This is a genomic window from Rhizobium phaseoli (genome assembly GCF_001664385.1).
Classification (GTDB): Bacteria; Pseudomonadota; Alphaproteobacteria; order Rhizobiales; family Rhizobiaceae; genus Rhizobium; species Rhizobium phaseoli.
The window spans coordinates 3,468,647-3,494,470 of the sequence record NZ_CP013532.1 but is presented as its reverse complement, the minus strand read 5'-3'; the positions used below and the strand labels follow the sequence as shown (position 1 = coordinate 3,494,470).

25 protein-coding genes are annotated in these 25,824 nt (G+C 60.1%); 12 read left to right on the top strand and 13 right to left on the bottom strand.

Annotated elements, in window-relative coordinates:
• Positions 1–4: 4 nt before the first annotated feature.
• Positions 5–1,048: a Gfo/Idh/MocA family protein gene (locus AMC88_RS16860; RefSeq protein ID WP_016733875.1), complete on the top strand. Its 1,044-nt coding sequence runs from the start codon at positions 5–7 to the stop codon at positions 1,046–1,048.
• Between the two features lie 138 nt (positions 1,049–1,186).
• Positions 1,187–1,624, top strand: a complete 438-nt coding sequence (locus AMC88_RS16855) for an EamA family transporter (RefSeq protein WP_010017461.1) — start codon at positions 1,187–1,189, stop codon at positions 1,622–1,624.
• A gap of 119 nt (positions 1,625–1,743) precedes the next feature.
• Here the strand turns inward: AMC88_RS16855 and AMC88_RS16850 are convergent, their stop codons facing one another.
• The 6 genes from AMC88_RS16850 to AMC88_RS16825 form a co-directional block, all read right to left on the bottom strand.
• The gene (locus AMC88_RS16850; RefSeq protein ID WP_012484931.1) at positions 1,744–2,139 is read right to left on the bottom strand and encodes a DUF1236 domain-containing protein; all 396 of its coding nucleotides are present in this window, start codon (positions 2,137–2,139) and stop codon (positions 1,744–1,746) included.
• A 118-nt stretch (positions 2,140–2,257) separates the two neighbouring features.
• Positions 2,258–3,370, bottom strand: coding sequence for an ABC transporter permease (locus AMC88_RS16845; protein ID WP_012484930.1), 1,113 nt, complete (start codon positions 3,368–3,370; stop codon positions 2,258–2,260).
• A 1-nt stretch (position 3,371) separates the two neighbouring features.
• A complete protein-coding gene (locus AMC88_RS16840; RefSeq protein ID WP_012484929.1) occupies positions 3,372–4,499 on the bottom strand; it encodes an ABC transporter permease in 1,128 nt (375 codons plus the stop codon).
• The gene (locus AMC88_RS16835; protein WP_012484928.1) at positions 4,496–6,241 is read right to left on the bottom strand and encodes an ATP-binding cassette domain-containing protein; all 1,746 of its coding nucleotides are present in this window, start codon (positions 6,239–6,241) and stop codon (positions 4,496–4,498) included. The genes AMC88_RS16840 and AMC88_RS16835 overlap by 4 nt, the downstream gene beginning before the upstream one ends.
• The gene (gene hlyD / locus AMC88_RS16830) at positions 6,238–7,251 is read right to left on the bottom strand and encodes a secretion protein HlyD (RefSeq protein ID WP_012484927.1); all 1,014 of its coding nucleotides are present in this window, start codon (positions 7,249–7,251) and stop codon (positions 6,238–6,240) included. The genes AMC88_RS16835 and hlyD overlap by 4 nt, the downstream gene beginning before the upstream one ends.
• Complete coding sequence (locus AMC88_RS16825; protein ID WP_012484926.1) at positions 7,248–7,949, bottom strand: CerR family C-terminal domain-containing protein; 702 nt, start codon at positions 7,947–7,949, stop codon at positions 7,248–7,250. The genes hlyD and AMC88_RS16825 overlap by 4 nt, the downstream gene beginning before the upstream one ends.
• 775 nt (positions 7,950–8,724) lie before the next feature.
• On the opposite strand from AMC88_RS16825, the gene AMC88_RS16820 reads away from it, so the two are divergent.
• Positions 8,725–9,039 (top strand): hypothetical protein, encoded by a 315-nt coding sequence (locus AMC88_RS16820; protein WP_029531476.1) that lies wholly within the window; start codon positions 8,725–8,727, stop codon positions 9,037–9,039.
• A 30-nt stretch (positions 9,040–9,069) separates the two neighbouring features.
• Here AMC88_RS16820 and AMC88_RS16815 read toward each other — a convergent pair whose 3' ends face one another.
• Positions 9,070–10,086, bottom strand: coding sequence for an NAD-dependent epimerase/dehydratase family protein (locus AMC88_RS16815; protein ID WP_012484923.1), 1,017 nt, complete (start codon positions 10,084–10,086; stop codon positions 9,070–9,072).
• Positions 10,087–10,357: 271 nt separating this feature from the next.
• On the opposite strand from AMC88_RS16815, the gene AMC88_RS16810 reads away from it, so the two are divergent.
• Positions 10,358–11,308, top strand: coding sequence for an endonuclease/exonuclease/phosphatase family protein (locus AMC88_RS16810; RefSeq protein ID WP_064825542.1), 951 nt, complete (start codon positions 10,358–10,360; stop codon positions 11,306–11,308).
• A gap of 12 nt (positions 11,309–11,320) precedes the next feature.
• Here the strand turns inward: AMC88_RS16810 and AMC88_RS16805 are convergent, their stop codons facing one another.
• The 3 genes from AMC88_RS16805 to AMC88_RS16795 all read right to left on the bottom strand — a co-directional run bounded on the left by AMC88_RS16805 (position 11,321) and on the right by AMC88_RS16795 (position 14,654).
• Positions 11,321–11,626 (bottom strand): hypothetical protein, encoded by a 306-nt coding sequence (locus tag AMC88_RS16805; protein WP_012484921.1) that lies wholly within the window; start codon positions 11,624–11,626, stop codon positions 11,321–11,323.
• 133 nt (positions 11,627–11,759) lie between these two features.
• On the bottom strand, positions 11,760–13,187 hold the full coding sequence (locus AMC88_RS16800) for a mannose-1-phosphate guanylyltransferase/mannose-6-phosphate isomerase (RefSeq protein WP_004676401.1): 1,428 nt from the start codon (positions 13,185–13,187) through the stop codon (positions 11,760–11,762).
• A gap of 39 nt (positions 13,188–13,226) precedes the next feature.
• Positions 13,227–14,654 carry a phosphomannomutase gene (locus AMC88_RS16795; protein ID WP_012484920.1) on the bottom strand — a complete coding sequence of 476 codons (1,428 nt, stop codon included), beginning with the start codon at positions 14,652–14,654 and terminating at the stop codon, positions 13,227–13,229.
• 229 nt (positions 14,655–14,883) lie between these two features.
• On the opposite strand from AMC88_RS16795, the gene ung reads away from it, so the two are divergent.
• The 3 genes from ung to AMC88_RS16780 all read left to right on the top strand — a co-directional run bounded on the left by ung (position 14,884) and on the right by AMC88_RS16780 (position 17,269).
• Positions 14,884–15,585, top strand: coding sequence for a uracil-DNA glycosylase (ung, locus tag AMC88_RS16790; protein WP_012484919.1), 702 nt, complete (start codon positions 14,884–14,886; stop codon positions 15,583–15,585).
• A 135-nt stretch (positions 15,586–15,720) separates the two neighbouring features.
• On the top strand, positions 15,721–16,653 hold the full coding sequence (locus AMC88_RS16785) for a VOC family protein (RefSeq protein ID WP_012484918.1): 933 nt from the start codon (positions 15,721–15,723) through the stop codon (positions 16,651–16,653).
• A gap of 10 nt (positions 16,654–16,663) precedes the next feature.
• Positions 16,664–17,269, top strand: coding sequence for an alpha/beta hydrolase (locus AMC88_RS16780; protein WP_004676395.1), 606 nt, complete (start codon positions 16,664–16,666; stop codon positions 17,267–17,269).
• A 318-nt stretch (positions 17,270–17,587) separates the two neighbouring features.
• Here the strand turns inward: AMC88_RS16780 and AMC88_RS16775 are convergent, their stop codons facing one another.
• Positions 17,588–17,830, bottom strand: coding sequence for a KTSC domain-containing protein (locus AMC88_RS16775; RefSeq protein ID WP_012484916.1), 243 nt, complete (start codon positions 17,828–17,830; stop codon positions 17,588–17,590).
• A 294-nt stretch (positions 17,831–18,124) separates the two neighbouring features.
• Between AMC88_RS16775 and AMC88_RS16765 the strand changes: the two genes are divergently transcribed.
• Together AMC88_RS16765 and AMC88_RS16760 are read left to right on the top strand one after the other, a co-directional pair.
• Complete coding sequence (locus AMC88_RS16765; protein WP_010012047.1) at positions 18,125–18,490, top strand: hypothetical protein; 366 nt, start codon at positions 18,125–18,127, stop codon at positions 18,488–18,490.
• Positions 18,491–18,562: 72 nt separating this feature from the next.
• Complete coding sequence (locus AMC88_RS16760; protein ID WP_012484913.1) at positions 18,563–19,354, top strand: metallophosphoesterase; 792 nt, start codon at positions 18,563–18,565, stop codon at positions 19,352–19,354.
• Between the two features lie 173 nt (positions 19,355–19,527).
• On the opposite strand, the gene AMC88_RS16755 is transcribed toward AMC88_RS16760, so the two are convergent.
• Together AMC88_RS16755 and AMC88_RS16750 are read right to left on the bottom strand one after the other, a co-directional pair.
• On the bottom strand, positions 19,528–20,856 hold the full coding sequence (locus AMC88_RS16755; protein WP_041683749.1) for a UDP-glucose dehydrogenase family protein: 1,329 nt from the start codon (positions 20,854–20,856) through the stop codon (positions 19,528–19,530).
• A gap of 322 nt (positions 20,857–21,178) precedes the next feature.
• A complete protein-coding gene (locus AMC88_RS16750; RefSeq protein ID WP_010013488.1) occupies positions 21,179–21,778 on the bottom strand; it encodes a transglutaminase-like cysteine peptidase in 600 nt (199 codons plus the stop codon).
• 303 nt (positions 21,779–22,081) lie between these two features.
• On the opposite strand from AMC88_RS16750, the gene AMC88_RS16745 reads away from it, so the two are divergent.
• The 3 genes from AMC88_RS16745 to AMC88_RS16735 all read left to right on the top strand — a co-directional run bounded on the left by AMC88_RS16745 (position 22,082) and on the right by AMC88_RS16735 (position 25,794).
• Complete coding sequence (locus tag AMC88_RS16745) at positions 22,082–23,509, top strand: O-antigen ligase family protein (RefSeq protein ID WP_012484910.1); 1,428 nt, start codon at positions 22,082–22,084, stop codon at positions 23,507–23,509.
• 285 nt (positions 23,510–23,794) lie between these two features.
• A complete protein-coding gene (locus tag AMC88_RS16740) occupies positions 23,795–25,006 on the top strand; it encodes a polysaccharide biosynthesis/export family protein (RefSeq protein ID WP_012484909.1) in 1,212 nt (403 codons plus the stop codon).
• Positions 25,007–25,086: 80 nt separating this feature from the next.
• Positions 25,087–25,794, top strand: a complete 708-nt coding sequence (locus tag AMC88_RS16735) for a hypothetical protein (protein WP_012484908.1) — start codon at positions 25,087–25,089, stop codon at positions 25,792–25,794.
• Positions 25,795–25,824: the final 30 nt, after the last annotated feature.

Here is a 25,824-nt window from a genome sequence, read left to right as displayed (position 1 = left end):
ATTCATGCGACTACTCGTTCTTGGCACGGGCGTGATGGCGAAAAACCAGCTCACCCACTTCAGCAAAATTGACGGCGTGACCGTGGTCGGCGCCGTCGATACCGATCCGGACCGGCTTTCCGCCTTCGCCGACAAGTTCGGCATCGAACAGCGCTTTCTTTCGTTGGATCAGGCGATCGCCTGGGGCGAATTCGATGCGGCGACCAACATCACGCCGGACCGCGTTCACCACCCGACAACGATGGCGCTGATCGCCGCCGGCAAACATGTGCTGTGCGAGAAGCCGCTGGCGGAAAACTATCCGAAGGCGCTGGAGATGACCGAAGCAGCGGAAAAGGCAGGCGTCATCAACATGGTGAACCTTACTTATCGCAACGTCGCGCCGCTGCAGCGCGCCCGCGAGATGGTGCTATCGGGCGAACTCGGCACGATCAAGCATGTGGAGGCCTCCTACCTCCAGAGCTGGCTGGTCTCGCGCGCCTGGGGCGACTGGCGCACGGAATCGACCTGGCTGTGGCGTCTTTCCACCGGCCACGGCTCAAATGGCGTGCTCGGCGATGTCGGCATCCACATTCTCGATTTCGCCGCCTATGGTGCGGCGACCGACATTGACCATGTCTTTGCGCGGCTGAAGACCTTCAACAAGGCGCCGGGCGGCCAGATCGGCGAGTATATGCTCGACGCCAATGACAGCTTCACCATGTCGGTCGATTTCGCTAACGGCGCGCTCGGCGTCATCCATGCCAGCCGCTGGGCGACGGGCCATCTGAACGAGCTGAAGCTGCGCATCTATGGCGAAAGGGGTAGCCTCGAGGTCATCCATCGTCCGGCCGGATCCGAATTGCGCGGCTGCCTCGGCGACGATGTCGAGACGGCGACGTGGAAGGAGATCGAGGTGCCGCCAGTGCCGACAAACTATCAGCGTTTTGCCGAGGCGGTGGCAAGCGGCATCCAGCCCGACCCGAATTTCCGCCACGCCGCCAACCTGCAGAAGGTGCTCGACCTTGCCATGGAGACCGAGCGCGAGCGGCGCGAGCTGAAGGTCTGATCCAGATAGGGAACCGCTTGCGATGCGAGCGTCGTCAGCGGTTCCCTGCCTGAGATCTTCGTAAGCTATTCTGCCGTCTGGTTTTTCCAGCCTATGGTAGGTTTAACACCGACAGGTGTAACGGGCGAGGGCAGCCGCATGAAAAGCCTTCTCACGAGCTGGCCGCTTTGGGCGCTTCTTTCCGCCGGCTTCGCAGCACTCACGGCGATTTTCGCCAAGGTCGGCGTCGAGAACGTGAATTCCGATTTCGCGACCTTCATTCGCACCATCGTCATCCTGCTGGCGGCGGGAATGATGATCTATGTGACCGGCAATTGGCAGGAGCCATCTTCGGTGTCGGGCAGGACCTGGCTCTTCCTTGTGCTCTCCGGCCTTGCCACTGGCGCCTCCTGGATCTGCTATTTCCGGGCTTTGAAGCTCGGCGACGCCGCGCGTGTGGCGCCGATCGACAAACTATCCGTCGTCTTCGTGGCCGTCTTTGCGGTGCTTTTCCTCGGAGAACGCCTGACGCTGCCGAATTGGCTCGGCATCGTCATGATTGCGGGAGGCGCGGTGCTCATCGCCTACAGGGCTTGAAGCATCGATAATGATACGCAGAGGAAGCTTCGGCGATGACGTGCAAGCGCCCGAAAAGCGGCCCCGCCGAAGCGGGGCCGAAGGTTGCCGAGCCGCAACAGGCGGCACCGGCTGCTTGATTATTCGATGACCTGCACGACGCGGTGCGTGCGGGGTTCGACGATCACATGCTGATTGTTGATGACCGTGTAGGCGTATTTCGGGTTATCGGGCACCGGGGTGACGACGACATCGGCCGGGAGCGGCTTGCCGACCACGATCGGTTCCTGAACCACCACGCTGGCAGTCGGGGCGGGCTGCTGCTGGACATAGGTGACGACCTCGCGCGGCGGCGGATCGACGACGGCGCCGGCGACACCGCCGGCAATGCCGCCAACGGCAGCACCCACGGGGCCGCCGACGATGGCGCCCGTGATGGCGCCGCCGGCGGCACCGGTGACAGCGCCATCAGCAAGCGCATTGGTGGCGAAAGACGAAAGCGCAAGGGCGCCGGAGACAAGTAGAATCTTGTACATTTTGCTTCTCCTTTGCTGGGGTTGCGTCTGGGTAACGACGCCGCCCCGGCCGATGTTCCGGCAGGAGATTCACGCTTTGGAAGCCCGGTTCACATTCTGTGAGGCGGCTCAAATCGCCTCATTCCAGGCGACGGCGGAAGAGCCAGGCGGCGGCGCTGAGGGTGACGACGGCGATCAGCGCCAGCGGGATCGTCTGGTTTATCACCTCGCTCAAGGGGATGTCCTTGAGGAAGACGCCTTTGACGATTACCAGGAAATAGCGCAGCGGGTTGATGAAGGTTATCGGCTGCAGCCAGCCCGGCATGTTCTCGATCGGCGTTGCGAAGCCCGAAAGCAGCATGGCCGGCACCATGAACAGGAACGCGCCGAGGATCGCCTGCTGTTGCGTCATCGACAGCGCCGAGATGAAGAGGCCGAGGCCGGCGACCGAGCCGAGATAGAAGACCGCACTGCCGTAAAGCAGGAAGAGCGAGCCGCGCAGCGGCACTTCGAAGAGAAAGACGGCGGCCAGAATATAGACGGTGATATGGAAGAGGCCGATCATCATCGGCGGGATCAGCTTGCCGATCAGGATCTCGTGCATTCGCAGCGGCGAGACCATCAGCTGGTCGAAAGTGCCGAGTTCACGCTCGCGGGCAATGGAGAGAGCGGTCACGATCAGGCCGATCAGAAGCGCGATGCTGGCGATGAGGTTCGGCACCATGAACCATTGGTAGGTCAGGTTCGGGTTGAACCAGTTGCGCGCCACCGATGACACCATGCCGGCGCCGGCGCGCTTGCCTGCCGGCGTTTCGGCGGCAAGGGTGCCGCTGATCTGCGAGAGGTAGCCTGCGACGATCTGCGAGGCGTTGGAGCGGCGGCCGTCGAGCACCATCTGCAGGTCGGCCGGGGCTCCCGCCTCGATATTGCGCGAGAAATCCGGGCCGATCTCGACGGCCGCGATCACCGTCTGGTTATCGATCGCCACGCGGACTTCGCTCTGGTTGGCGGCGATCTCGATATGGCGGAAGGTCGGCGCGCCATCGATGCGCTCGATCAGTTCTTGGCCCCAATGGCCGCTGTCGCGGTTGAGGATCATGACGTCGACGTTACGCACCTCGAGTGTGGCGGCATAGGAAAAGACCAGAAGCTGGACGATCGGCGGGCCGATCAGGATGGCGCGGCCCTTGGGGTCGCGCAGCACGGCGAGCAGTTCCTTGACGATGAGCGCGTAGAGCCTCGTCCATCCCATCTCAGCCGATCCTCTTTCTGGTGCTGCGCGCCGCCAGCACGAACATGATGGCGCCGATCGCCAGCATGACGGCGATCGCCTTTGCGAACATCGGCCAGATGTCGCCGGCGAGGAACACCGTCTGCAGGCTGGGGATCAGATAACGCGCCGGCACGATGAAGGTGATCCACTGGATCACTTGGGGCATGGAGTTGATCTCGAACAGGAAGCCCGACAGCAGGAAGGCCGGCAGGAAGGCGGAGATCAGCGCCAGCTGCGAGGCGAGGAACTGGTTCTTGGTCGCCGTCGAGATTAAAAGACCCTGGCCGAGCGCCGGGATCAGGAAAGCGGCCGAAAGCGCGTAGAGCGCGGCGACGGAGCCGCGGAACGGCACGCCGAAGAGAAAGACCGCAAGCAGTACGCAGAGTGTCATCGAGGTGAGGCCGAGCAGGAAATAGGGGAGGATCTTGCCGGCGAGCAGTTCGACCGCCGTTACCGGCGTCGCCATCATCGCCTCCATCGTGCCGCGCTCCCATTCGCGGGCGACGACGAGCGAGGTCAGAAGCGTACCGACCAGCGTCATGACGATGGCGATCGAACCGGGCACGAGGAAATTGCGGCTGGTGAGCTCGGGATTGAACCAGAAACGCTGCTCGACCGAGATCGCAGGACTATGGGAGGCGACGTCCGCCTGCCGCTGCTGCTCCCAGTTGGCGACGGCGCCCTGCGCATAATTCTGGACGAAGTTTGCCGTGTTCGGGTCGGAGCCGTCGACGGTCACCTGGATGGCGGGATGATTGCCGGCGGTGTAATCCGTCGTGAAATCGGCCGGGATGACGACGATGCCGCGCACCTTGCCGAGCACGAGATCTTCTTCGAAGAGGCGCCGGTCGCGGCCGACAGCCACATCGAAATAGCGTGACGCCTGGAAGCTCGCCGAGAGATCCTGCGTCAGCGGCGTCATCTCCTCGATCACGAGGCCGATGCGGGTGCGGGTGGTATCGAGCGAGACGCCGTAGCCGAAGAGGAAGAGCAGGATCAGCGGCAGCACGAAGGCGATGAGGATGCTGCTCGGATCACGGATCGCCTGAAAGCTCTCCTTGCGTACCAGGGCAAAAAGACGCCGAAGCCGGCCGGAGGAGGCGCTCATGCCGCATCCTCCGCTTCCGATTGCTGGACGAGCGCAATGAAGGCGTCTTCCATCGTCGGGTCCGGCTGCTCCTTGGTCGCGACGCGGGCCTTCAATTCATCGGGGGAGCCGAGTGCGATCGAGCGGCCGCGGTAGATCAGCGAAATGCGGTCGCAATATTCCGCCTCGTCCATGAAATGGGTGGTGACGAGCACGGTAACGCCCTTTTCCACCAATCCGTTGATGTGCGTCCAGAACTCGCGCCGGGTGATCGGATCGACGCCGGAGGTCGGTTCGTCCAGGAAGAGGGCGCGCGGCTCGTGCATGACGGCGCAGGCGAGCGCCAGGCGCTGCTTCAGGCCGAGCGGCAGGTCCTTGGCGGGCTCGCGAGCGTGGCGGTCGAAATCGAAGATATCGGCCATCAGTTGGATGCGTTCGCGCCGGCGCTGGCCGCGAAGGCCATAGACGCCGGCGAAGAATTCGAGGTTCTGCATGACCGTCAGATCGCCATAGAGCGAGAATTTCTGCGCCATGTAGCCGAGCTGGTTGCGGGCTTTTCCGGCATCGCGACGAAGATCGAAACCGGCGACGCGGCCTTCGCCGCCAGTCGGCTTCAACAGGCCGCAGAGCATTTTGAAGGTGGTGGATTTGCCGGCACCGTTCGGGCCGAGCAGGCCGAAGATCTCGCCGCGGCGGATATCGAAGCTGATATCGTCGGCGGCGGTGAAATCGCCGAAGCGCTTGGTCAGGCCCCTGGCCTCGATCACCGGCCTGTCGCCCTCGGCCGTGAGCGGCGCCTGCGCCTCGGCGAGCCGGGAGCGGCCACCGGGGCCGCCGCCCAGCATATCGACGAAAGCGTCCTCGAAGCGGGGCGGGGCAGGAGCAAGCGATGCGCCGTCGCCGGCCTTGTCGATATCGGGCTTCTTGTCCCTGGCCGCCACCAGGCGGATCGCCTCACCCTGGATCACGCCGTCAACGACGCCATCGGCCTGCAGCAATTCGGCAAGCACCTGCCGCCGGCGTCCCGTGACGCCCGAGACCCGGAAGACCCGGTTGTCGACGCGTTCGGTCATCTCCATCGGTTTTCCCGAAAAGAGCAGCTTGCCCTGGTTCAAGAGCAGAACATGGTCGCAGGCTTCCGCTTCGTCGAGATAAGCGGTCGACCAGAGAACGCCGATGCCCTCTTTCGTCAGGTTCTCGACCATCTTCCAGAGGTCGCGGCGCGAAATCGGATCGACGCCGACGCCCGGCTCGTCGAGCAGCAGCAGGCGCGGCTTTTTCAGAAGCGCGCAGGCAAGGCCGAGCTTCTGCTTCATGCCGCCGGAGAGTTTGCCGGCCAGCCGGCCGGTGAAGCGTTTGAGGTCGGTGAAGGTCAGCAACTCGTCGAAGGCGCCCGCCCGCTCGCTCTTCGGCAGGCCGCGCAAATCGGCATAGAGATCCAAATTCTCCTGCACCGAGAGGTCTTCATAGAGGCCGAAGCGCTGCGGCATGTAGCCGATCGCCGCCTGGATGCCGGCGGCATTCTTCCTGGTATCGAAGCCGAGAACCTCCACCGTGCCCGCATCCGGCAGCATCAGGCCTGTCATCAGGCGGATCAGCGTCGTCTTGCCGGCGCCGTCAGGGCCGACCAGGCCGGTGATCGCGCCGCCGACGATTGTGCCGGAAACGGCATCGAGCGCAGGGGGAGCGTCGCCGAAGCATTTGGTGACGGCGTCGATCCGGACGAGCGGCTTGTCGTCCCAACCTGTCTGGGGGGCGGTCATCGCCCGCCTGCCGCAGGCGTGGAAAGGCGGACGGTGACCGGCATGCCCTGGCGCAGATCCGGGCCGGGCTTGTCGATGACGATCCTCAGGCGGTAGACGAGATCGGTCCTGAGTTCCGGCGTCTCCACCGATTTCGGGGTGAACTCGGCGACCGGCGAGATGAAGCCGATCGTGCCTTCATAAGGTTTGTCGGGCGCCGTATCGGAGGCAACGGAAACCTTCATGCCGGGATGGAGGCGGCCGAGATCGGGCTCGGCGACGTAGCTGCGCACCCAGACCGGCTCGGTCAGGGAGAGGACGAAGACGGTATCGGCCGGTGAGACGATCGCGCCATTTTCCCGCACACGCGAGAGGATGACGCCGTCGTTCGGGGCGCGAAGCTCGGTATCGGCAAGCGAGGTGCGGGCCGAAGCCAGTGTCGCCTCCGCTGCCTTCAGCTGCGCGTCGGCGGCGGCGATATCCTCGTTGCGCGAGCCTTCCTGCAACAGCTTCAGAGCTTCCCTGGCCGACTGTGAGCGGGCGGCGGCCATCGCCTTTGCGGCGGTCGCCTGATCGAGGCTCGCCTCGGAAATGGTGCCTTGCGGGCGAAGCTGGCGGGCGCGGTCATAGGCGAGGTTGGCATTCTGCAGATCGGCGAGGCTTTCATCATAGGCGGCGCGCGCCTGGGCAATCTCGGTCGGCCGCGGGCCTGCCTTCAGCTTGTCGAGCGTGGCCCGAAGTGCGGCCGCATTGGCCTCCGCCGAACGGACGGCAAGTTCATTGGGCGTGGCGTCGAGCTTGGCCAGAACCGCCCCGCTCTTGACGACGTCGCCCTCGTCGACGCGGAGTTCGGAGAGACGTCCGCTGACACGGAAGCCGAGCGATACTTGGCGGATGTCGACATTGCCATAGAGCACGAATTCGCGGCGGGTCTCGGGGAGCCAGCCGAACTTTTCCGGCAGACCGTACCACCAGGCGGCGGCGCCTGCTGCGATGAGGAGAATGATGGCCAGCGGAAGAATGCGCTTCATGCCGCACCTCCTTTCGACGGGCCGATGGCGTCGACCAGCTCGGCGGCGAGCCCGCGCAAGATTTGCACCTGCTCCGGGCCGACCACCTCCCATCCCATCTGGGCAAGCACGGCAGCATGAGTGACGCGAAAGACGAGGATGCTGCCGAGAAGGCTGAAGGTGCGCAGGCGCACATGTTCCGATCCGGGGTCCTCTCCAAGGATGGCGGCGATCAGCCGCCGGCCGATCTCGATCATCGGCCGCATGATGCCTTGGTAGACCCTCGTGAAGGCTTCTGTCGGTTCCATCTGCTCGCGGATCAGAAAGCGTGCCCAGGATTCGGATTCCTTGCCGACGAAAAGCGTCACCATGGTCTGGAGAACGTCCGTCAGAAAGCGCCGGGCTTCGGCTTCGCCAAGCGCCTTGCCTGCGGCATCCAGGGCCAGCAGATGCGCGCCGATGCGCGCCCTCATCTCGCCGACATGGGTGTCGATGCGGGACATCAGATACTCGGCGGTGGCGATGTAGAGGCCTTCCTTGCTGCCGAAATAATAAGGGATGGCTTGCAGGTTGACGCCGGCCGCCTCGGTCAGCTGACGGGTCGATGCGCCGTCGAAGCCATAGCGGCCAAAGACGTCGAGGGCGGCGGAAAGCATCTTCTGGCGCGCTACATCGGCACGTGCCGAGGCTGGTGGTGGGTTGGCCTTTTCCTTGCTCATGAAGATTGTGTAACATGGAAAAAGAAATAAGTCAATCGATTGATTATTTTTCGCATGCAGGCCGTAGAGTCGCGTCCTGTGACGGGCCGATCTCGATCGATTTCCATATTCGGGCATAAGCAAAGGCAAAGAGGCTGCGGGGACGGACCTCTCAGGGTTCTCGGGGTGAGAAGGGAAACCAAGCCTCGGTCCGGCTGCCAACAGGGAAGCGTACTATCGCTAATTTTCGCGATGCTGATATGTCTGGCGTCGGACGGTTGCAAAACAGGCGGCCACGGCTTTCCGTTGCTTGACCGGCCATGTTTTGACACAAAACCGCCTTGCTCTGTCCGTATCGCCGGTTCGATGCGTATTCAGATCTATATTATCGCGCTCCTGCTGAGCGCCATTATGTGGTCGATCTCGTTCGATGCGGCGCGAGAGTCCTATCATGCTGCCCAGAGTGCGGGATTGATGCCCAATTTGCACATCAACAAGAAGCTGGATCGCATTCTCTAGACTGCGGGCCAGCGTCCACATCAATTGGCACTGCGCGCTCGGTCGAGGCGTAGCGGCCGGCGGAGGCATTTGCCATTGTGCCCGGGCGCTTCTCGGTCCTCAAATCCGAGAAAGCCGGAGAAAATCAAATTTCGTAAAATTTGACTAATCCGCTTAAAAGCCCTGCAAATCCTGGCGTGTAGAGTGGTCTCATGAAAGCGACCGAGGCGTGGACAGACGCGTCGATCGTTTGGAGCCGAGCGGAGAAAGCCCGCCGATCCGCAAATGGGGACCAGACATGCACAGAACACTTGCCGCCATCGCCTTGACTTTGACCGTCACTGCCGCCGCCGGGCCGGCCTTCGCCATCGGCCCCGCCAGCCTTGCACGCGACCTGATGTACACCTCCGCCATCGGCCATTCGCCTGAGGTTCCGCTGACGACACGCGCCGGGTTCGTACGGCCGGGTGTTCCCTTCGTTCTGCGCAGTCCGGCAGCGGCCGAAGCCGAGGGCTACCAACTCAGGACCTATGCACAGAACCTGACCGCCGTCCTCGATTATATGTTTTCGACGACCGTCGAGGCGGTGCAGGCGGCTGCGCTTCTCCGTTGAAGCGTATCGCGACTTCAGATCGACCTGCGGTCAGCCGTCCAGTTCGCCGCGCGCGTCGAGATACCAGTCGACGAACGCTTTGACACCGACGTCCAAGGTCGTATCCGGCTTGTATCCGGTTAGCGCGATGAGCAGGTCGGGGGCTGCGAACGTGCGCGGCACGTCGCCCTTCTGCATCGCCAGCATCAGCCGAATTGCAGGCCGCCCGAGTGTCTTTTCCACCGTCTCGACGAAATCCATCAGACTGACCGGCTGGCCACCGCCGATATTGACGACGCGGAAGGGCGCCTGGCGCGAAAGCGTTTCGACCGCCGCGTCGTCGAGGCGATTTTCCTCGCTGGGCGCAATTGCCGACAATCTGACGATCGCTTCGACGAGGTCATCGATATAGGTGAAATCGCGGCTCATATTGCCTTCGCCGTAGATTTCGATCGGCTGGCCCTCGAGCATGTTCTTGGCGAATTTGAACAGCGCCATATCGGGACGGCCCCATGGGCCGTACACGGTGAAGAAGCGGAAGGCCGTGGTCGGAATCTTGTGGAGATGGGCATAGCTGTGCGCCATCAGTTCCATCGATTTCTTCGTCGCTGCGTAAATGGTCAGCGGCTCGTCGGCGCGATCGGTCTCGCGGAAGGGGACGGTCGCGTTGGCGCCATAGATCGATGATGTCGAGGCCAGCATAAGATGACGGACTTCGACCCGCCGGGCGATTTCCATGATGTTCCACGAGCCTTCGACGTTCGAGTGGATATAGGCTTCGGGATTTTCCAGGCTGTAGCGGACGCCGGCCTGGGCGGCAAGGTGGATCAGGATGTCGGGCGTGGCCGTAAGGACAGCCGCCTCCAGCGCCGGCCGGTCCTCGAGCATGGCGATGACCGGTTTGAAGGCCGGAAACTGGGAGAGGGCCGCATGGCGCATCTCCTTGAGCTTGACGTTGTAATAGGGCGTGAGGCCGTCGAAGCCCGTTACCTCATGCCCCTCCTGCAGCAGGCGCCTGGCCAGATGAAAACCGATGAAACCGGCCGTCCCTGTAATGAAGTAGCGCATTCCCACCTTTTCTTGGCCCCAGCCGACGGCGGAGAGCCGATTCCGTATCACGTGCCCCCCCTTACAAGATAAGAAGAGGCCGAGTCGATAGGCGTTTGAGGGAGAAGACTGCAGCATACATGCGGGTTTTACGGGCGTCGGCGCGTTCTGCTTGGCGGATGCCATCGATACTGCTCATCTGCCAAGACGAGGGCCGATCGCCATGCTGCATTGCAACATAGCGGACTGCATGTTATGCCCGCCCAGACTTCGGCAAGCGGAATCAGGATCGATGCGAGATATAATCTATTGGATTCTCTGCGCATTTCTGACCCTTGCCGTTGCGATCGTGTCGCTGCGCTATGTCACGAACTTCTGGCTGTTGTCCTTTGTCTACAGCTTTCAGATTCATCTCGGGGTCATTTTTGTTGCCGCCGGTCTCGTCATTCTGGCAGTCAAAAGGCAGATCTACGGCCTGGTTCTTCTGCTCGCCTCGCTTTTTCTCACCGCTCACGGTTTCGTCATGCTGCGCGAATTTGCACAGGATGAGCAGCGGACGGGTGCCGCGCCGCTTTTCCGTCTGATGTCGTTCAACATCGCCATCGACAACTGGAAATACTCGACGGCCCTTGCCGACATGGTGATCTCTTCGAACGCCGATGTCGTCAATTTGCTTGAAGCCAAGCCGCTGACATTTCATCTGCAGCGATTGTTCCAGGCCTATCCCTACCATATCGGCTGCGACAACGGCAAAGATAGCTGTGATACGCTGGTCCTGTCCAAACGGCCGTTCGTGATGCGGCAGGTCGCAACCATCGGCAGTCTCAGGAAAGACAGGCTGGTCGTATCAAGTGTCGACTTCGGCGGCCAGGCCATCAATATCGTGTCGGCGCATCTGTCGAAACCCTATTACGACGACTACCAGATGGGCGAACTCGATGATCTCGGCAAGGCGCTCGGTTCGATTTCCGGCCCTCTGGTGCTGTCCGGCGACTTCAATTCGTCGGCGATCGCGCCCAGCATCCAGGGTCTTCTGCGCGACCAGAAACTGAAGACGCTTGCACCGGAACCGGCGACATGGCCGATCGCTGCCGGCGCCTTCGGGATCGCCATCGACCACATATTCGCGCGCGCGCCGCTTCGCCTGATCTCACTCAAACGTCTCGATGACAATCTCGGCTCGAACCATTCCGGTCTGATCGCCGAATTCGCTCTCGATGAGGAAACTTCACCGGCGAGGTGACGCCGGCGGCATTCAGAATCTCGTCCGGCCGCCTTTCCGGTCGATCATCTGGAAGGTCTTGCCGTCGGTCTTTACGCTGACGCAGTCCTTCGACTTGTTGGGAAACAGAACGCAGACCTGGCCGTTTTCTATCTTGTAGCCATTCTTGTTGCCCTCGCGATATTCGTAGCCGTTGCTGCTTTCCTTCAGATCCGAAGTGCCAGGCAGGTGCTGACGAATTTCCGTCTCGCTTGCAGCGCGCATATTCGCCGTCTGGGAGAACGCCATGGCCGGCAGCATCAGTGAAAGAAATCCGGCGAGGGCGGGCAGGATACGCATCAGGGGATAACTCCGGTCATGTCTGTCGGCGCCCTCATTCTACGAGAACCCCGAGAGGAAATTCAACAGCAATGCTGATCGGGACGGAACTGGCGGCGCGTTGCCTTGGGCCGCCAGCCGTTCCAAGCCAGCCTTACGTTCTTCCGAACTCGTCGACAATGCGGATGATGTCGTCCTCGCCGAGATAGGAGCCCGTCTGTACCTCGATGAGTTCGAGGACGATTTTGCCGGGGTTGGCGAGACGATGGACTTCGCCGAGCGGGATGTAGACGCTTTCGTTCTCGCGCAGCATGCGCACATTCTCACCAACCGTCACTTCGGCCGTTCCCTTGACGACGACCCAGTGTTCGGAGCGGTGGTGGTGTTTTTGCAGCGAAAGCTTCTTGCCCGGCGTGACGAAGATGCGCTTCACCTGGAAGCGATCGCCGTTGAAGATCGAGGTATAGCCGCCCCAGGGGCGGTAGGACGTCGGATGCGTTTCGGTGAACTTCGCCGTCGCCGACGAGGAGGCCAGCATCTTGACCAATTGTCCGACGTTCTGGCTGTCCTTGAGCGGGCCGACGTAGACCGCGTCCTCGCTGGCGATAACGGCGACATCCTCCATGCCCTGGACGGCAAGATGCACGCCATGGGTCATGACCAGCGAATTGCGGGTGTTGACTACGGTCGTGTTCGCGGCAGCGACATTGCCGTTGTCGTCGCGTTTTCCTGATTTCCAGACGGCATCCCAGCTGCCCATGTCAGACCAGCGGAAGGGCGAGGGGACGACAGCGGCCTTCGAGGTCTTTTCCATGATCGCATAGTCGATCGAGATATCCGGGCTCTTGGCGAAATGATCGGCATCGAGGCGGGTGAAATCGAGGTCGCGGCTTGCCTTGGAAACGGCCTTGCTCGCGGCTTTGAGCACCTCCGGCGCATATTCCTGCAGTTCGGCAAGAAGTTCCGTTACTGGGAACATGAAGATGCCCGAATTCCAGTAGAAGCCGCCGTCGGCGAGCATCCGCTGGGCTTCTTCCAGCGCCGGTTTCTCGACGAAGCGGCTCACCTTGTGGGCGCCGTTCTCCAGCGCGTCGCCGATCTCGATATAGCCGTAGCCCGTCGCCGGTTCGGTCGGGTTGATCCCGAAGGTGACAAGCCTGCCGTCGGCAGCCGCCTCGCGGGCGATGCGGATACAGTCGAAATAGCTCTTATCGGCGAGAATCTCGTGATCCGAAGCGAGCATCTGGATGATGGCATTCTTGCCGAAAAGGTCGGCAGCCAGCGTCGCTGCGGCAGCGACCGCCGCGGCAGTATTACGGGCGACCGGTTCGAGCAGAACGGCGGCAAGCGGACGGGCGAGCTCGCGCGCCTGCTCGGCGACCAGAAAGCGGAACTCTTCATTTGTGACGATGATCGGGGCTTCATAGAGCTCGGGATCGGAAACGCGTTCGAGCGTGTCCTGAAACAGCGTCTTGTCGCCCACGAACTGGATGAATTGTTTCGGCGCGGTGGCACGGGAAAGCGGCCAGAGCCGCGTGCCTTTGCCGCCGGCCATGATCACGGGAACGATTTTCTGCGTCATAGGCGGGTTCCTTGAAATAAAAGGCTTATTCGTTGCATTTTAGCGGCCGGCTGCCCAGCCTCTTATTCTGTCAAGCCCGCTGTGCAGCAGGTCGTGGGCTTCGGATTCGCTCGCTGCTTCCACGTAGCAGCGCATTTCCGGAGCATTGCCGGATGGGCGGAAATGGATGATCCGGCCATCCGTCAGTGTCACCCGCAGCCCATCGATATCGGATTTTGTCGCTACCGCGCCGATCGGCTGCAGGAAAGAGGCAAGATTTTCATCCGCGGCGCGCAGATGTTCCATCAATGCCGCGCTCGTCTCGACCGGGAAATTCTCCAGACGATCGGCGGCGGCAAAGGGCAGCTTATAAGAGGCGGCAACCGCAGAAAGCGGTTGCCTGCGAGCGGCCGCGACCATTAGGACTGCCAGCATCGGAATACAACAATCACGCGTCGGAAGGGCGCGCAGGTTCCGGCCATTGACATCGAAGGTGGTTGCCGTCAGCAAGCCGCCATTGGCTTCAAAGCCCATGACGTTATCCTCGCCGGCTGCCACTGCCTCATCCATGCCTGAAATGACGAAGGGCGAACCGACACGCGTGCGCCTGACGGCGAAAGTGCCGGCGGCCTCGATGCCGGAATTGGAGGTCACAGGCGTCACCACCGTGCGGGCCCGCAGGAAGTTGGCGGCGATGAGGCCGAGAAGGTCGCCGCGCAAGGGTGTGCCGGTTTCATCCGCGACCAGGGGGCGGTCGCCGTCGCCGTCGGTCGAAACGATTGCATCGAGTTTGTGCTCGACGACCCAGCGCCTCATCAGCGCGATCGTCTCATCGGAAACGGCTTCGGTGTCGACCGGGATGAAACTTTCCGAACGCCCGAGCGCGATGAGCTCGGCACCGTAGTGGGCGAGGACGTCGATCAGGAGATCGCGAGCGACCGTGCTGTGCTGGTAGACGCCGATCTTCAGCCCGGACAGCGCACCTTTCGGAAGCAGGGCCGTATTGCGTTCGAAAAACAGCTGCCGGCAGATCGCCTCACGGTCTTCGATCTTTGCCGGCGGCGCCTCGATCAGCGCTTGGCCGCTTCGTTCGATCTTGGCTGCCTGTGCGGTGATCGCCACCTCGTCCGATTTGTCGATCTCGCCATCCGGGCGATAGAATTTGATGCCGTTGCGGTCTGCCGGGATATGCGAGCCCGTGACCATCAGGCAGGCGGCCTTGCTTTCGAGGCCATAAAGGGCCAGCGCCGGAGTCGGCACATTGCCGCAGTCGAAGACACGGAAGCCGAGTGCCGTCAGCGCACCGGCACAGTTCGCCGAGATTTCAGGGCTTGAATCGCGAAAGTCGCGTCCGATCAGAATGACGTCGCCGGCCCGTGCTTTGCCGGTCTCCAGCAGATATTTGCCGAACGCGGTGGCGTAGAGGGCGGAGGCGCGTCCCTTGAGGTCGACGGAAAGTCCGCGAAGGCCGCTCGTGCCAAATTTCATGTGAAGACAAGCTCCGATTGTCATGACCAAAGTTCTACTCAGCCCGCCAGCCGGCGTAAATACCGATGCGGGCTTATAGTTAAACACGGAAGGTGAAGTCACCAACAAGGTTGCGCCCACTCGCCAGGTTTCGAGGGGCTGCCGCGAGACCGACAGCCGTTGCGGCATCAGCCTATTTTGTTAGAACCGTATATATCCATTGTTTTGTTCCCATATCGAAGGTTTTCCGATGAGCGATACATCCGTCAGTCTCGAGGAGAGCTGGAAGTCCGCCCTTGAGGGCGAGTTCTCAAGCCCCTACATGCAGCAGCTCAAATCCTTTCTGGTCGCGCAGAAGCAGGTCGGAAAACAGATATTTCCAAAAGGCAGTGAATATTTCCGTGCTCTTGACCTGACACCGATCGCCAACGTCAAGGCCGTCATCCTCGGTCAGGATCCCTATCACGGGCTAGGGCAGGCGCATGGATTATGTTTCAGCGTCCGGCCCGGCGTGCGCATACCGCCGTCGCTCGTCAATATCTACAAGGAGATGGAGGCGGATCTTGGTATAGTCCCGGCGCGTCACGGTTTTCTCGAGCATTGGGCGCGGCAGGGCGTGCTGCTGCTGAACAGCGTGCTGACAGTCGAGGAAGGGCAGGCGGCGGCCCATCAGGGCAAGGGTTGGGAACGCTTCACCGATGCCGTCATTCGCAAGGTCAACGACGAATGCGAATCCGTTGTCTTCATGCTCTGGGGTTCTTATGCCCAACGCAAGGCCGCTTTTGTCGATACGGCGCGGCATATGGTGCTTAAAGCGCCGCATCCGTCGCCGCTTTCAGCCCATAATGGTTTTTTTGGCTGCAAGCATTTTTCCAAGGCGAATGCCTTCCTGCAGTCCCGCGGGCGGGCGCCGATCGACTGGCAGTTGCCGGTCGATCCTCACGGCTCTTAAATTGAACGCAAGTGGATCAGCGTTCACAAAAAGGAGACAATGCGTTTTGGTCTGCACGTCTATTCCGGCGACCTGACCGAGCGCATTTATGATCCATCGAAAGCCCGCAAGCGGCGGGCGAGAAAGGGGTCTCACATGCTCGATCAGATCAAGGGTCTGCACCACGTCACGTCGATGGCGGAGGACGCCCGCACCAACAATCAGTTCTTTACCCATGCGCTTGGCCTTCGCCGGGTCAAGAAGACTGTGAATTTCGACGCCCCGGATGTCTATCATCTCTATTATGGTGACGAGACGGGTGCGCCAGGCACGATCATGACCTATTTCCCGTTTCCGAAGATGGCGCAGGGCCGGCCTGGCACCGGCGAGGTCGGTACGACGGTGTTTTCCGTTCCGCAAGGCTCGCTCGGCTTCTGGAACGATCGCTTTGCCGCACTCGGCATCGGAGGCTTGAAGACCGATGAAAGCTTCGGCGAAAAGCGCCTGAACTTCGCCGGCCCCGACGGTGACGGCTTCGCGCTCGTCGAAGTCAAGGACGATGGCCGCCAGCCGTGGACGCATGGCGGCATCAGCGAGGATCATGCCATTCGCGGCTTCCACTCCGTCGCGATGCGGCTGAGGGATGAGGGCGCTACGGCCGAACTGCTGAAGTTCATGGGCTATGAAGTCGCCGAGGAAAAGGATGGGGTCAAACGGCTGATCAAGCCTGACGGCAACGGCGCGCATCTCATCGACCTTGAGACCATGCCGAGCATTGCCCGCGCGCTTCCCGGCGCCGGCTCCGTCCACCATGTCGCGTTCGCGGTTGAAAACCGTGAAAAGCAGCTCGAAGTGCGCAAGGCGCTGATGGACACCGGCTATCAGGTGACTCCGGTGATCGACCGAGATTATTTCTGGGCGATCTATTTCCGTACGCCAGGTGGCGTTCTGTTCGAGGTCGCGACCAATGAACCCGGCTTCAACCGCGACGAGGATACGGCCCATCTCGGTGAGGCCTTGAAGCTGCCGCAGCAGCACGCCCATCTTCGGGCGCTGCTCGAGCAGCATCTGCAGCCGCTCGAGGCGTAAGGAGAGGGGCATGACCGAAACTGGATATGTGCACCGGCTGCATGCCGGCGCACCTGGCAAACCAATTCTGATCGTGTTGCACGGCACAGGCGGCGACGAAAATCAGCTCTTTGATTTCGGCCGCCAGCTGCTGCCGGAAGCAACGGTTCTTGCTCCGCGCGGCGATGTTTCCGAACATGGCGCTGCGCGGTTCTTCCGGCGCAGCGGTGAGGGGGTCTACGACATGGCCGACCTTTCACGGGCGACGGAGAAGATGGCGGCCTATGTCAAGGCAGCCGCTGACGAGCATCAGTCTTCCCGAATTCTCGGCCTGGGCTTTTCGAATGGTGCCAATATTCTTGCCAATGTGCTGATCGAGAAGGGTATCTTCGACTTGGCGGTTCTGATGCACCCACTCATTCCGTTTCAACCGGAAGCCAGCTCGACACTGGCGGGAAGGAAGGTGCTGGTGACGGCCGGGCGGCGGGATCCGATCGCTCCGGTGGCCTTAACCGAAGCATTGTCGCAACACCTCAAAGGCCGCGGCGCCGAGATCGGCACGGTCTGGCATCCCGGTGGCCATGAGATCGCGCCGCTCGAGATCGATGCAGTTCGCGATTTCTTCAGCGGTTATTGATCGATTGCGCCGTTAATCGGAAACAGCCGAATTGCGGGGCCGGCGAAAACCGGTCCCGCATCCTGGCTCAATCGACGATTTGGCGTCGCCAATCGAGATGCCACCAAAAGTGCTCTATCTCTTTGGGATTCGCGGAAAGGACGCTGCAGCACTTTCAATGCCCGCAGCGTGCCCTCCGAAATGCGCTTCCGATTTTCGGGGCGATGCTGGAGCATAATGCCAAAAAGTGTGAGCGGTCTTCCCACGACATCATGCTCTCACTCTTTAATTTAGAACAGGATTCAGATTTAGGCCGACTGGGCCTAAATCGTCCATGTTCTAGGGACGAGGAGGATATTTGCCCCTGATTGCCTTCATATAAAAATTCCCCGGTGACTCCGCCATCGTCAAGCCGACGACGACACCTTTGGGAACGCCTTCATATTCTCGCCTCTGACCGTTGGTCAGATAGACCCGTAGATGCCGGCTGTCTTCGTCGTAGGTAATCGCCTCGATAAGTTTCGAATCAACCGCAGTTTCCACTTTGCACCCCGCAGTTTTGGACCTGAGATTCTTGATCAAGAATGTTATTCGCGCTCGCAACGCGCCATCTTTATGCTGTGTCGCAAGGTCGTCAAGCATGATCTGCTTTAACGTTCATTTTTTCCTGGAGGCTCTCGTTTTGGTTGATTTATACAGCTTTTTCGAAGACCTTGCCTGTGGAAAATTGACAGTCCCCCAGTTCTTCCAAGCGCAGAAATATTGAGCGATGCAGCTAAATTTTGAAGGATAGGATAGATAAGGACAAGCTTAACCAAGCGTTAACTGACATATATTAAGTCACTGAGAAATATTAATCGAAACATCTTCTTGATTATGGATCAATACGGAGCGCTGTTGTTCGCGGCAGCCATTCTGCCATGCCCGGCAAGCGGCCTGGGGACGCCTGACCACGTGCCGCCGGCAGCCGATCGGCAGATGCGATTCCTTACATTCTCGTCGGTCCATCGCGGCGCGAAAATCGTTCGAGCGCTTGGCGCCCAGATGGTGAACATCCCGGAGACGCTTGCGCTTTCGAGCGGGTGCGACAAGGATGAACGGTTTCCGGCCGCGCCCAGCCGTGCGAAGCTGGCGTGGGCGGTTCAGCACGATGGCGATAGGTCCGTCGTTTTGAATGTGGCAATAGGTTCAGGCTACAATGTCGACGCGGTCGTGATCAGGCCAACTTCTTATGAACACTAAGCTTCGTGCCGTTGCGCGATGGGTGAGAACTGGATCAGTTCCGACAGCCCGTCACACGGCCGGGTCTCACAAATGGGTTACATGTTCAACTATCTCGTCCCGTGGCGACAACAGATACCGATATTGACTGGCAGCCATCAGAAGCGCGCTCGGCTGACATTTGCCGAGGGCGATTTCGCCGCGGTCTATGCGATGAGCGACGTCCACGGATGTTATAGCGAGCTCGTCGATGCGCATCGCCGCATCGAAGCGGATGCCGAGCGCATTCAGGGACCGAAACTCATTCTCCTGCTCGGCGATTATGTCGATCGCGGACCGGATTCGAGCGCAGTGCTGGAGTTCCTGAGCAAGCCGCCGCCGCCGGGATTTCAGCGTCTCGCTCTGTGTGGCAATCACGATGCCGAGCTGGTGAAGCTCTATCGCAAACCGACTCGCATTCTTGAATGGCTTGGTTTTGCCGGGACGGAGACGCTGAATTCATACGGCATCGACATCGAGCATCTGCTGCAATCGGCGGCTGGAAGCGATATGATCTCCCGCGTCATCCACAACATGATACCGGAGCGGCATATCCAATTCCTGGAATCGCTGCCGATCATGCTGCGGATGGGAAGGGTCGTCTTTGTCCATGCGGGCATCAGACCCGGCATCGATCTCAAGAAACAGAAGGACAGCGACCTTATGTGGATCCGCCAGCCCTTTCTGGACGAAGGACCGCAGCTTCCTGTCCTTGTGATTCATGGGCACACCCCGGCGCGAATCCCGACCTTCGGTCCGCAACGTATCGGTATCGATACCGCGGTTTCGGCAACGGGCCGCCTGACCGTGCTAACGATCAAAGGGACGCGCGTCGGAATCCTGTAGACATGAGAGCATGGTGTCGTGCGATACGTGCTTGCGGTGTTTGACGACGCGCTGTTGCTGCTTTTTCACCCATGTCGTTCGGAGCTACGGCAAGCCTCCGCACGGCATGCATTAAAAAACGCCGCGGGATTTAAATTCCGCGGCGTCAGGATGTTGCACCTCAGCAGACTTTATCAGGAGTTGGTCGTTTCCTGGAAGAGATTGGTGCCGATACCGGTATAGGTAAAGCCGTGTTTGCGGATTTCGTCGCTGCGGTAGATATTGCGCAGGTCGACCAGGACCGGAGCCCGCATCGACTGCTTCAGGCGATTGAAATCGAGTGCACGGAACTGGTTCCATTCGGTGACGATGACCAGCGCGTCCGCGCCAGCGGCTGCTTCATAGGGACCGCTCGCATATTCGATATTCTCGATGACCTTGCGGGCGTTCTCCATGCCTTCGGGATCGTAGCCGACCACCTGGGCTCCATTGTCCTGCAGGGTCTGGATGATGGCTATGGCCGGGCTGTCGCGCATGTCGTCGGTGTTCGGCTTGAAGGTCAGGCCGAGAATCGCGATCTTCTTGCCGCGAATGTCGCCGCCGACCGCCGAAATCACCTTGCGTCCCATCGCCCGCTTGCGGTTGTCGTTGATCGAGATCGTCGTTTCGATAAGACGGACCGGTGCGTCGAAATCCTGGGCGGTCTTGGCGAGGGCCAGCGTGTCCTTGGGGAAGCACGAGCCGCCGTAACCGGGGCCGGCGTGCAGGAACTTGCCGCCGATACGGCCGTCGAGACCGATGCCGCGCGAAACGTCCTGGACATTCGCATCAACCCGCTCGCAGAGATCGGCGATCTCGTTGATGAAGGTGATCTTCATCGCCAGGAAGGCGTTGGCAGCATACTTGATCAGTTCGGAGGTGCGGCGGGACGTGAAGACCAGCGGCGCCTGGTTGAGATAAAGCGGCCGATAGACTTCGGTCATCGCTTCGCGCGCCCGGTCGTCGTTCAGGCCGACGACGATGCGGTCGGGACGCTTGAAATCTTCGATCGCCGCGCCCTCGCGGAGAAACTCGGGATTGGAAACGACAGCGACATCGGCTGTGGGATTGGTTTCGCGGATGATGCGCTCAACCTCATCCCCGGTGCCAACCGGCACCGTCGACTTGGTGACGACGACGGTGAAGCCTTCCACGTAGGTTGCGATCTCGCGTGCAGCCGCATAAACATAGGAGAGATCGGCATGGCCGTCGCCGCGCCGGGAGGGCGTACCGACCGCGATGAACACGACGTCGGCGCCGCGGACGCTTTCGCCGACATCCGTCGAAAAGGACAGGCGGCCGGTGCTGGTGTTTTCGGCGACCAATTGATCGAGACCTGGCTCGTAAATCGGAATGCGGCCTTCGCGAAGGGCCTCGATCTTACTCAGATCCTTGTCGACGCAGATGACGTCGTGGCCGAAATCCGCAAAGCAAACGCCTGAAACGAGGCCGACATAGCCTGATCCAATCATCGTGATGCGCATATTTCCCTCAAATCATTAGAGTAGAACGTCATGCTGCGTCGCAGCATGGGCCCCGTCATACTTAATCTGGCCGAAAAGACAACATCGAAGATCGCCTTTGTGGCCCATATCGGAATTCCAACTCGGGGCACAGCGACCCGCGTCAGCTGCCCTGTCGACAGCAAAAACATAGGTTTGTGTGGGGGATATGACAAGTCGAGCCGGCATCGGAGCTGGCTCGACCTCAACCCGGGGACGGGTGAAATTAATTATTTAGACGGGGGCGTTGCGGCGGCTCAGGCTCGTCACGGCCTTGCCGGAATTGCCCCAGCCGCGCCGGTTTTCACAGGCGATACCAGACATAAGGGTCGGTATCCGATTGAATTTTGTCCCAGCGCAGATCGGTATCGCGCCAGTTCTTGATGCTGCTTTTCCTATTGTCGAGCACCAGGTCGCCCTTGTCGGTTCTGACCACGAGGACCGCATGTCCTTCGCCGGAGGGCGTATAAGCCGTTGCAATCCGCAAAGCGCGCGACGACCAGCCCATTGCCATCAGCCGACTGCGCTTGGTCAGCGCAAAATCCTCACAGTCGCCACTGCGGACATTCACCTTCCAGACATCGCCGTTCAGTTCGTTGCGGGAGTCGTTTCTGCCGATCATCGTACGATTGACGGTGTTGTTCACATCCTTCAACTGCTGCATTTCCCTGTCCGTCAGCGCGATGACCGACAAACCATTGTTGTCGCGGCATTCGGCAGGGTTCTGGGCGCAGAACAGCACCTGGGCGAAAGGCGGAATGATCGTTCCTTTTTCAGAGATATAGCTCACTGCCGAACCGCTGGTCAGGCCGCGGGCGAATCCTGCGGGGCCGGCGGCAAATGCAGAGTAGGCATTCGTTGCTGTAAAAGCCAGTGTCAGAAGTGTAACGAACGTCTTCTTCATCTCTTAACCCCCGTTCAGTGCAACCGATTGAGATCAGGCTTGCCTTTTTCCTCAGTCAATGGCATGGCGGATCAGTGATCTGCCAAGTATTGGGCGCAGAACGTCTGTCCCGTTTCTGCTGCTTGAAGGGAGCATAATCGGGGCCGGTCTCGATTGGCTTAAGCCTTTCGCGACAATTTTAAACGATGTGGAATTCTGTTGCACTTTAGCACGCAAGTGCTTGATATGCAACTTATGTTAGTGCGAGTATATTAACCGTGATGGTTGTATATCTCTCATTGCCGCGGCTGGTGAGCGAATCGAATGTTATCCAACCTCATCAACGGGCAGGTCCTGCGGGAGACAATCCTCTTTGCCTTCATTGGTCTTGTAGTATTGACGCTCATTCCGTTCGGAAGCGTCACGCCGTTTCCTTTCGCCTTTGCTGCGATCGGGATGTTTGCTCTGGCCATGATTGCGGGGCTGCTGTTTGGAGAGCCGAGGCAGGCCGGATGGGTGTTCAGCGTGGCTCTGTTTCTGCTGGTCGTGCTGACGGGGTGGACGTTCGTCCAGACAGTTGAATTGCCAGCTAATTGGCTGGCAAACCCCGCCTGGAGCGCTGCGCGTGAACTGGCGGGCGTTCAATACGCGGCGATCTCCGTCGAGCCGGCCGACACGCTTGCCTCGATTCTCTGGGTGGCTCTGCCTTTCGTGACTTTCCTGACCGGACTGGTGTTATGCGATACCGATCAACGGGCGCGGAAGGTGCTGGCCAGCCTAGGGCTCACAGCGGGCGTGATTGCGGTTTTCAGTCTGATACAATTTTCGATGTTTCCCAACGTCCTGATCGTCATCGAAAAACACGCCTACCTCGACAGCCTGACGGCCGTGTTCGTCAACCGCAATACCGCCGCGACGTTCCTCGGGGTAGGGACGCTGCTCATGATGACCCTGGTCAGAGACATTGCCCGTTCCTATTCCAATCATCCGCCCGGCGAGCCGGGCCGAAACGTTCTTCTCTTGAGAGTGTGGATCTACATTCTGCTGTTGTGCGCGTGTTTCACCGCGCTGATGCTGAGCCGATCACGCGCTGGGATATTCGCGACCTTTGTTGCCGCTCTCATCTATTTTCCATGGCTCGTCATCTCCTGGAACAGCTCCAGGCGCCAGATGAGGCGAACGCCAAGATGGCGGTCGATAGTGAAGCTTCTTTCGGCGATGACTTTCGTCGTCCTGTTGTTGAGCATGTTTGCCGGCCAGGCGATTTTGCGCGCGCAACAGCGGCGTCTTGAGGATGACGATCGTTTCTGCATCCTGCCCGGAATCTGGCGTGCCATTTCGGATCATTGGGTGACGGGGACGGGTCTCGGCACCTTCCGCACCGTATTTTCCGCCTATCGCGATCCGGCCTGTGGCATTTTCGGGATCTTCGATCGCGCTCATAATTTCTATCTCGAAGGATTTCTGGGCCTCGGAATCATATTTCCAATCGCGGCGATCATTGCCTTCTCGGTGCTTGTCAGAGTGTTTTGGCGGGGGCTCGCTCAAAGGCGCCGCCTGAGACATTATGTTCTTCTTGGTCTGGCGGCGACGGTATTGGTCGCCCTTCATGCCGCGGTTGATTTTTCGCTGCAAATACCAGGCTTTGCAGTATTTTTCGCCGCTTTCCTCAGCGCCGTTGTCGCCATCAGCCTTGGACGCAATGGCAGCGAAGCGGAACGGCAATATGTGCGGCCGGTCGATGGTCGATGATTGAACAGATGGTTTCATGAAGGTTTTTCGAAAATACCGATTGTGGGGTAACGCGCTGTTGACTCTGAAACGCAAGAGATTTTATAGCGGGGGCAGCCTTCAGGCCGTTGCCGGCAACAGAGAAGCCGGATTGCAGCGTATTCGCTTGGTGAAGGGCTTGGCGTTGCCAGCCCGCCACAGTTAGAGGATTGTTAATCCGCCTACAGTGATTATTGGTCAGGGATTGTCTTGTATTTTGTAAGATTGCGAGGCAGTAGCTTCAGGGGCGTCAACACAGGTTATTCTATGGGTTGTTTTCCTATCGGTAGTACACGCGTCGCCATTGTTGTAGCGCTAACGAGTATATTGGCAAGCTGCACGTCCTTGCCAAGATCCGGTCCCGATCACAAAGACGTTGATCGAGATGCGGCAGTGAAAGTCACAACGAAGGAGCGTCGCGTCGGTATCGACTACGCCCTGGTTGATCTCAGCAAGAACGTCCTGCCATATTTTACCACTCCGCAGCCGACCTCCTTCAAAGGGTTTGGCGGTGGTCGCGGCGGGGCACCTGAAATTCCGCTTGGTTATGGCGACGTCGTCCAGGTTGCCATCTTCGAAGCTCAGTCCGGGGGGTTGTTCATTCCGTCGGATGCCGGCAGCCGACCCGGCAATTATATCAATCTGCCGGAGCAGACCATCGATCGAAACGGAACGATCACGATCCCCTATGCCGGTCGCGTTCCGGCCGCCGGTCGCCTGAAGGAGACCGTGGAGCAGGACGTCGAAGATCGGCTGGCCAGCCGGGCGATCGAGCCGCAGGTGGTTATTACGACAACGACCAGCCGCTCCAGCCAGGTGGCCGTGCTCGGTGATGTCAACAATCCTCAGCGCATCACGATCAGCCCGGCCGGTGAGCGCGTTCTCGATGTCATTTCCGCCGCAGGCGGCTTGACGACCAACAATATCGAAACGAATGTGACGCTGCAGCGCCGCGGCAAGACGGCAACCGTCGCCTACAATACGCTGCTGAAGAATCCGGCGGAGAATATCTATGTGGCGCCGAATGATACGGTCTCGGTCGATCACGAGCGCCGCACTTATCTTGCACTCGGCGCCGCCGGCGTCAGCGGCCGTTTCGATTTCGAAGAATCCGACCTGACCCTCGGAGAGGCGATTGCCAAGGCCGGCGGCCTGCGCGACGACCGTGCGGATCCGGCTCAGGTTCTGCTCTATCGCCTTGTGGCTAAGAAGACGCTTGCGGCGATGCATGTGGATACGACAAGATTTGCGGGTGAGACAGTTCCGGTGATCGTCCGCGCCAACATGCGTGACCCGGCAACTTTGTTTGCCGCTCAACAATTCAAGATGGAAGACAAGGATATTATCTATATTTCCAATTCGGACTCTGTTGAATTGGTCAAGTTCCTTGACATCGTAAACTCGGTATCGTCCTCTGTTGCCGGAGTGACGGACGATGCCCGAGATACCCGTAACGCGGTACAGGATCTTGGCAATTGATTGAAATAGGCGGCGTCGGTCGAAGCGATCGACGCCGCACTCTGTTTCTGTTAGCGGATTTGATGAAGGAAACCGTTGATATGGCAAGGTCTGGTGTTTATCGTAAGCTTGCATATGGCGGGATTGCCCTTGCAATGTTTGCCGGCATGAATTCAAGCGCTTTCGCGGCGGCCTGCCTGGGTCCGGCAAGTCTCACTCCCGTCGACGTCAGCGGCTTTACGGCCAATCCGTCTGTTCTGATCGAGATGTCCGATCCTCTGGTCCTGTCGTCACGTGTTCGCGCGCTGGTCGGCAGCAGCAACGACGCCCTGTCGCCGGTGATCGAGCAGGCCAAGAAGGCCAGCGCGCTGCAGATGGCGGCGATCGGCTCTGGTCTCGGGCGGGCTGCAAACAGCTGCCAGGTGACCGACCCGCAATTCAAGCTGGCGATCGAAAAGGCTGTTGCCGAAGCGGCTAGTGCCGATCCTAACCTGGCGCCGTTGCTGGCCGCCTTTGCCAAGGTTCTCGCCGAAGGCGGCACTGCGGCGCTCGGCCCGGCCGGTGCAAGCGCGGCTGCCGCAACCGGTATCGGCAATGACGGGTCAATTGGGCGGACGGGTCCGGGTTCGGATGACGGCACGCCTTTCGACGGCGCCGCGACGACCGCCGGTACGCTGCGGGCTTCGAATGCCGGCGCCAGCGATGACTCGTCTTCGACCACGACAACAATAGTCAGCACAAACGGGGCGGGGCAGTCGTCAACCGACCCGACGCAATCGACGAGTCAGAGCGTGCCCGTCACACAATAGCTGGATTTGCCTGTAGATCTTAGCGCTTGA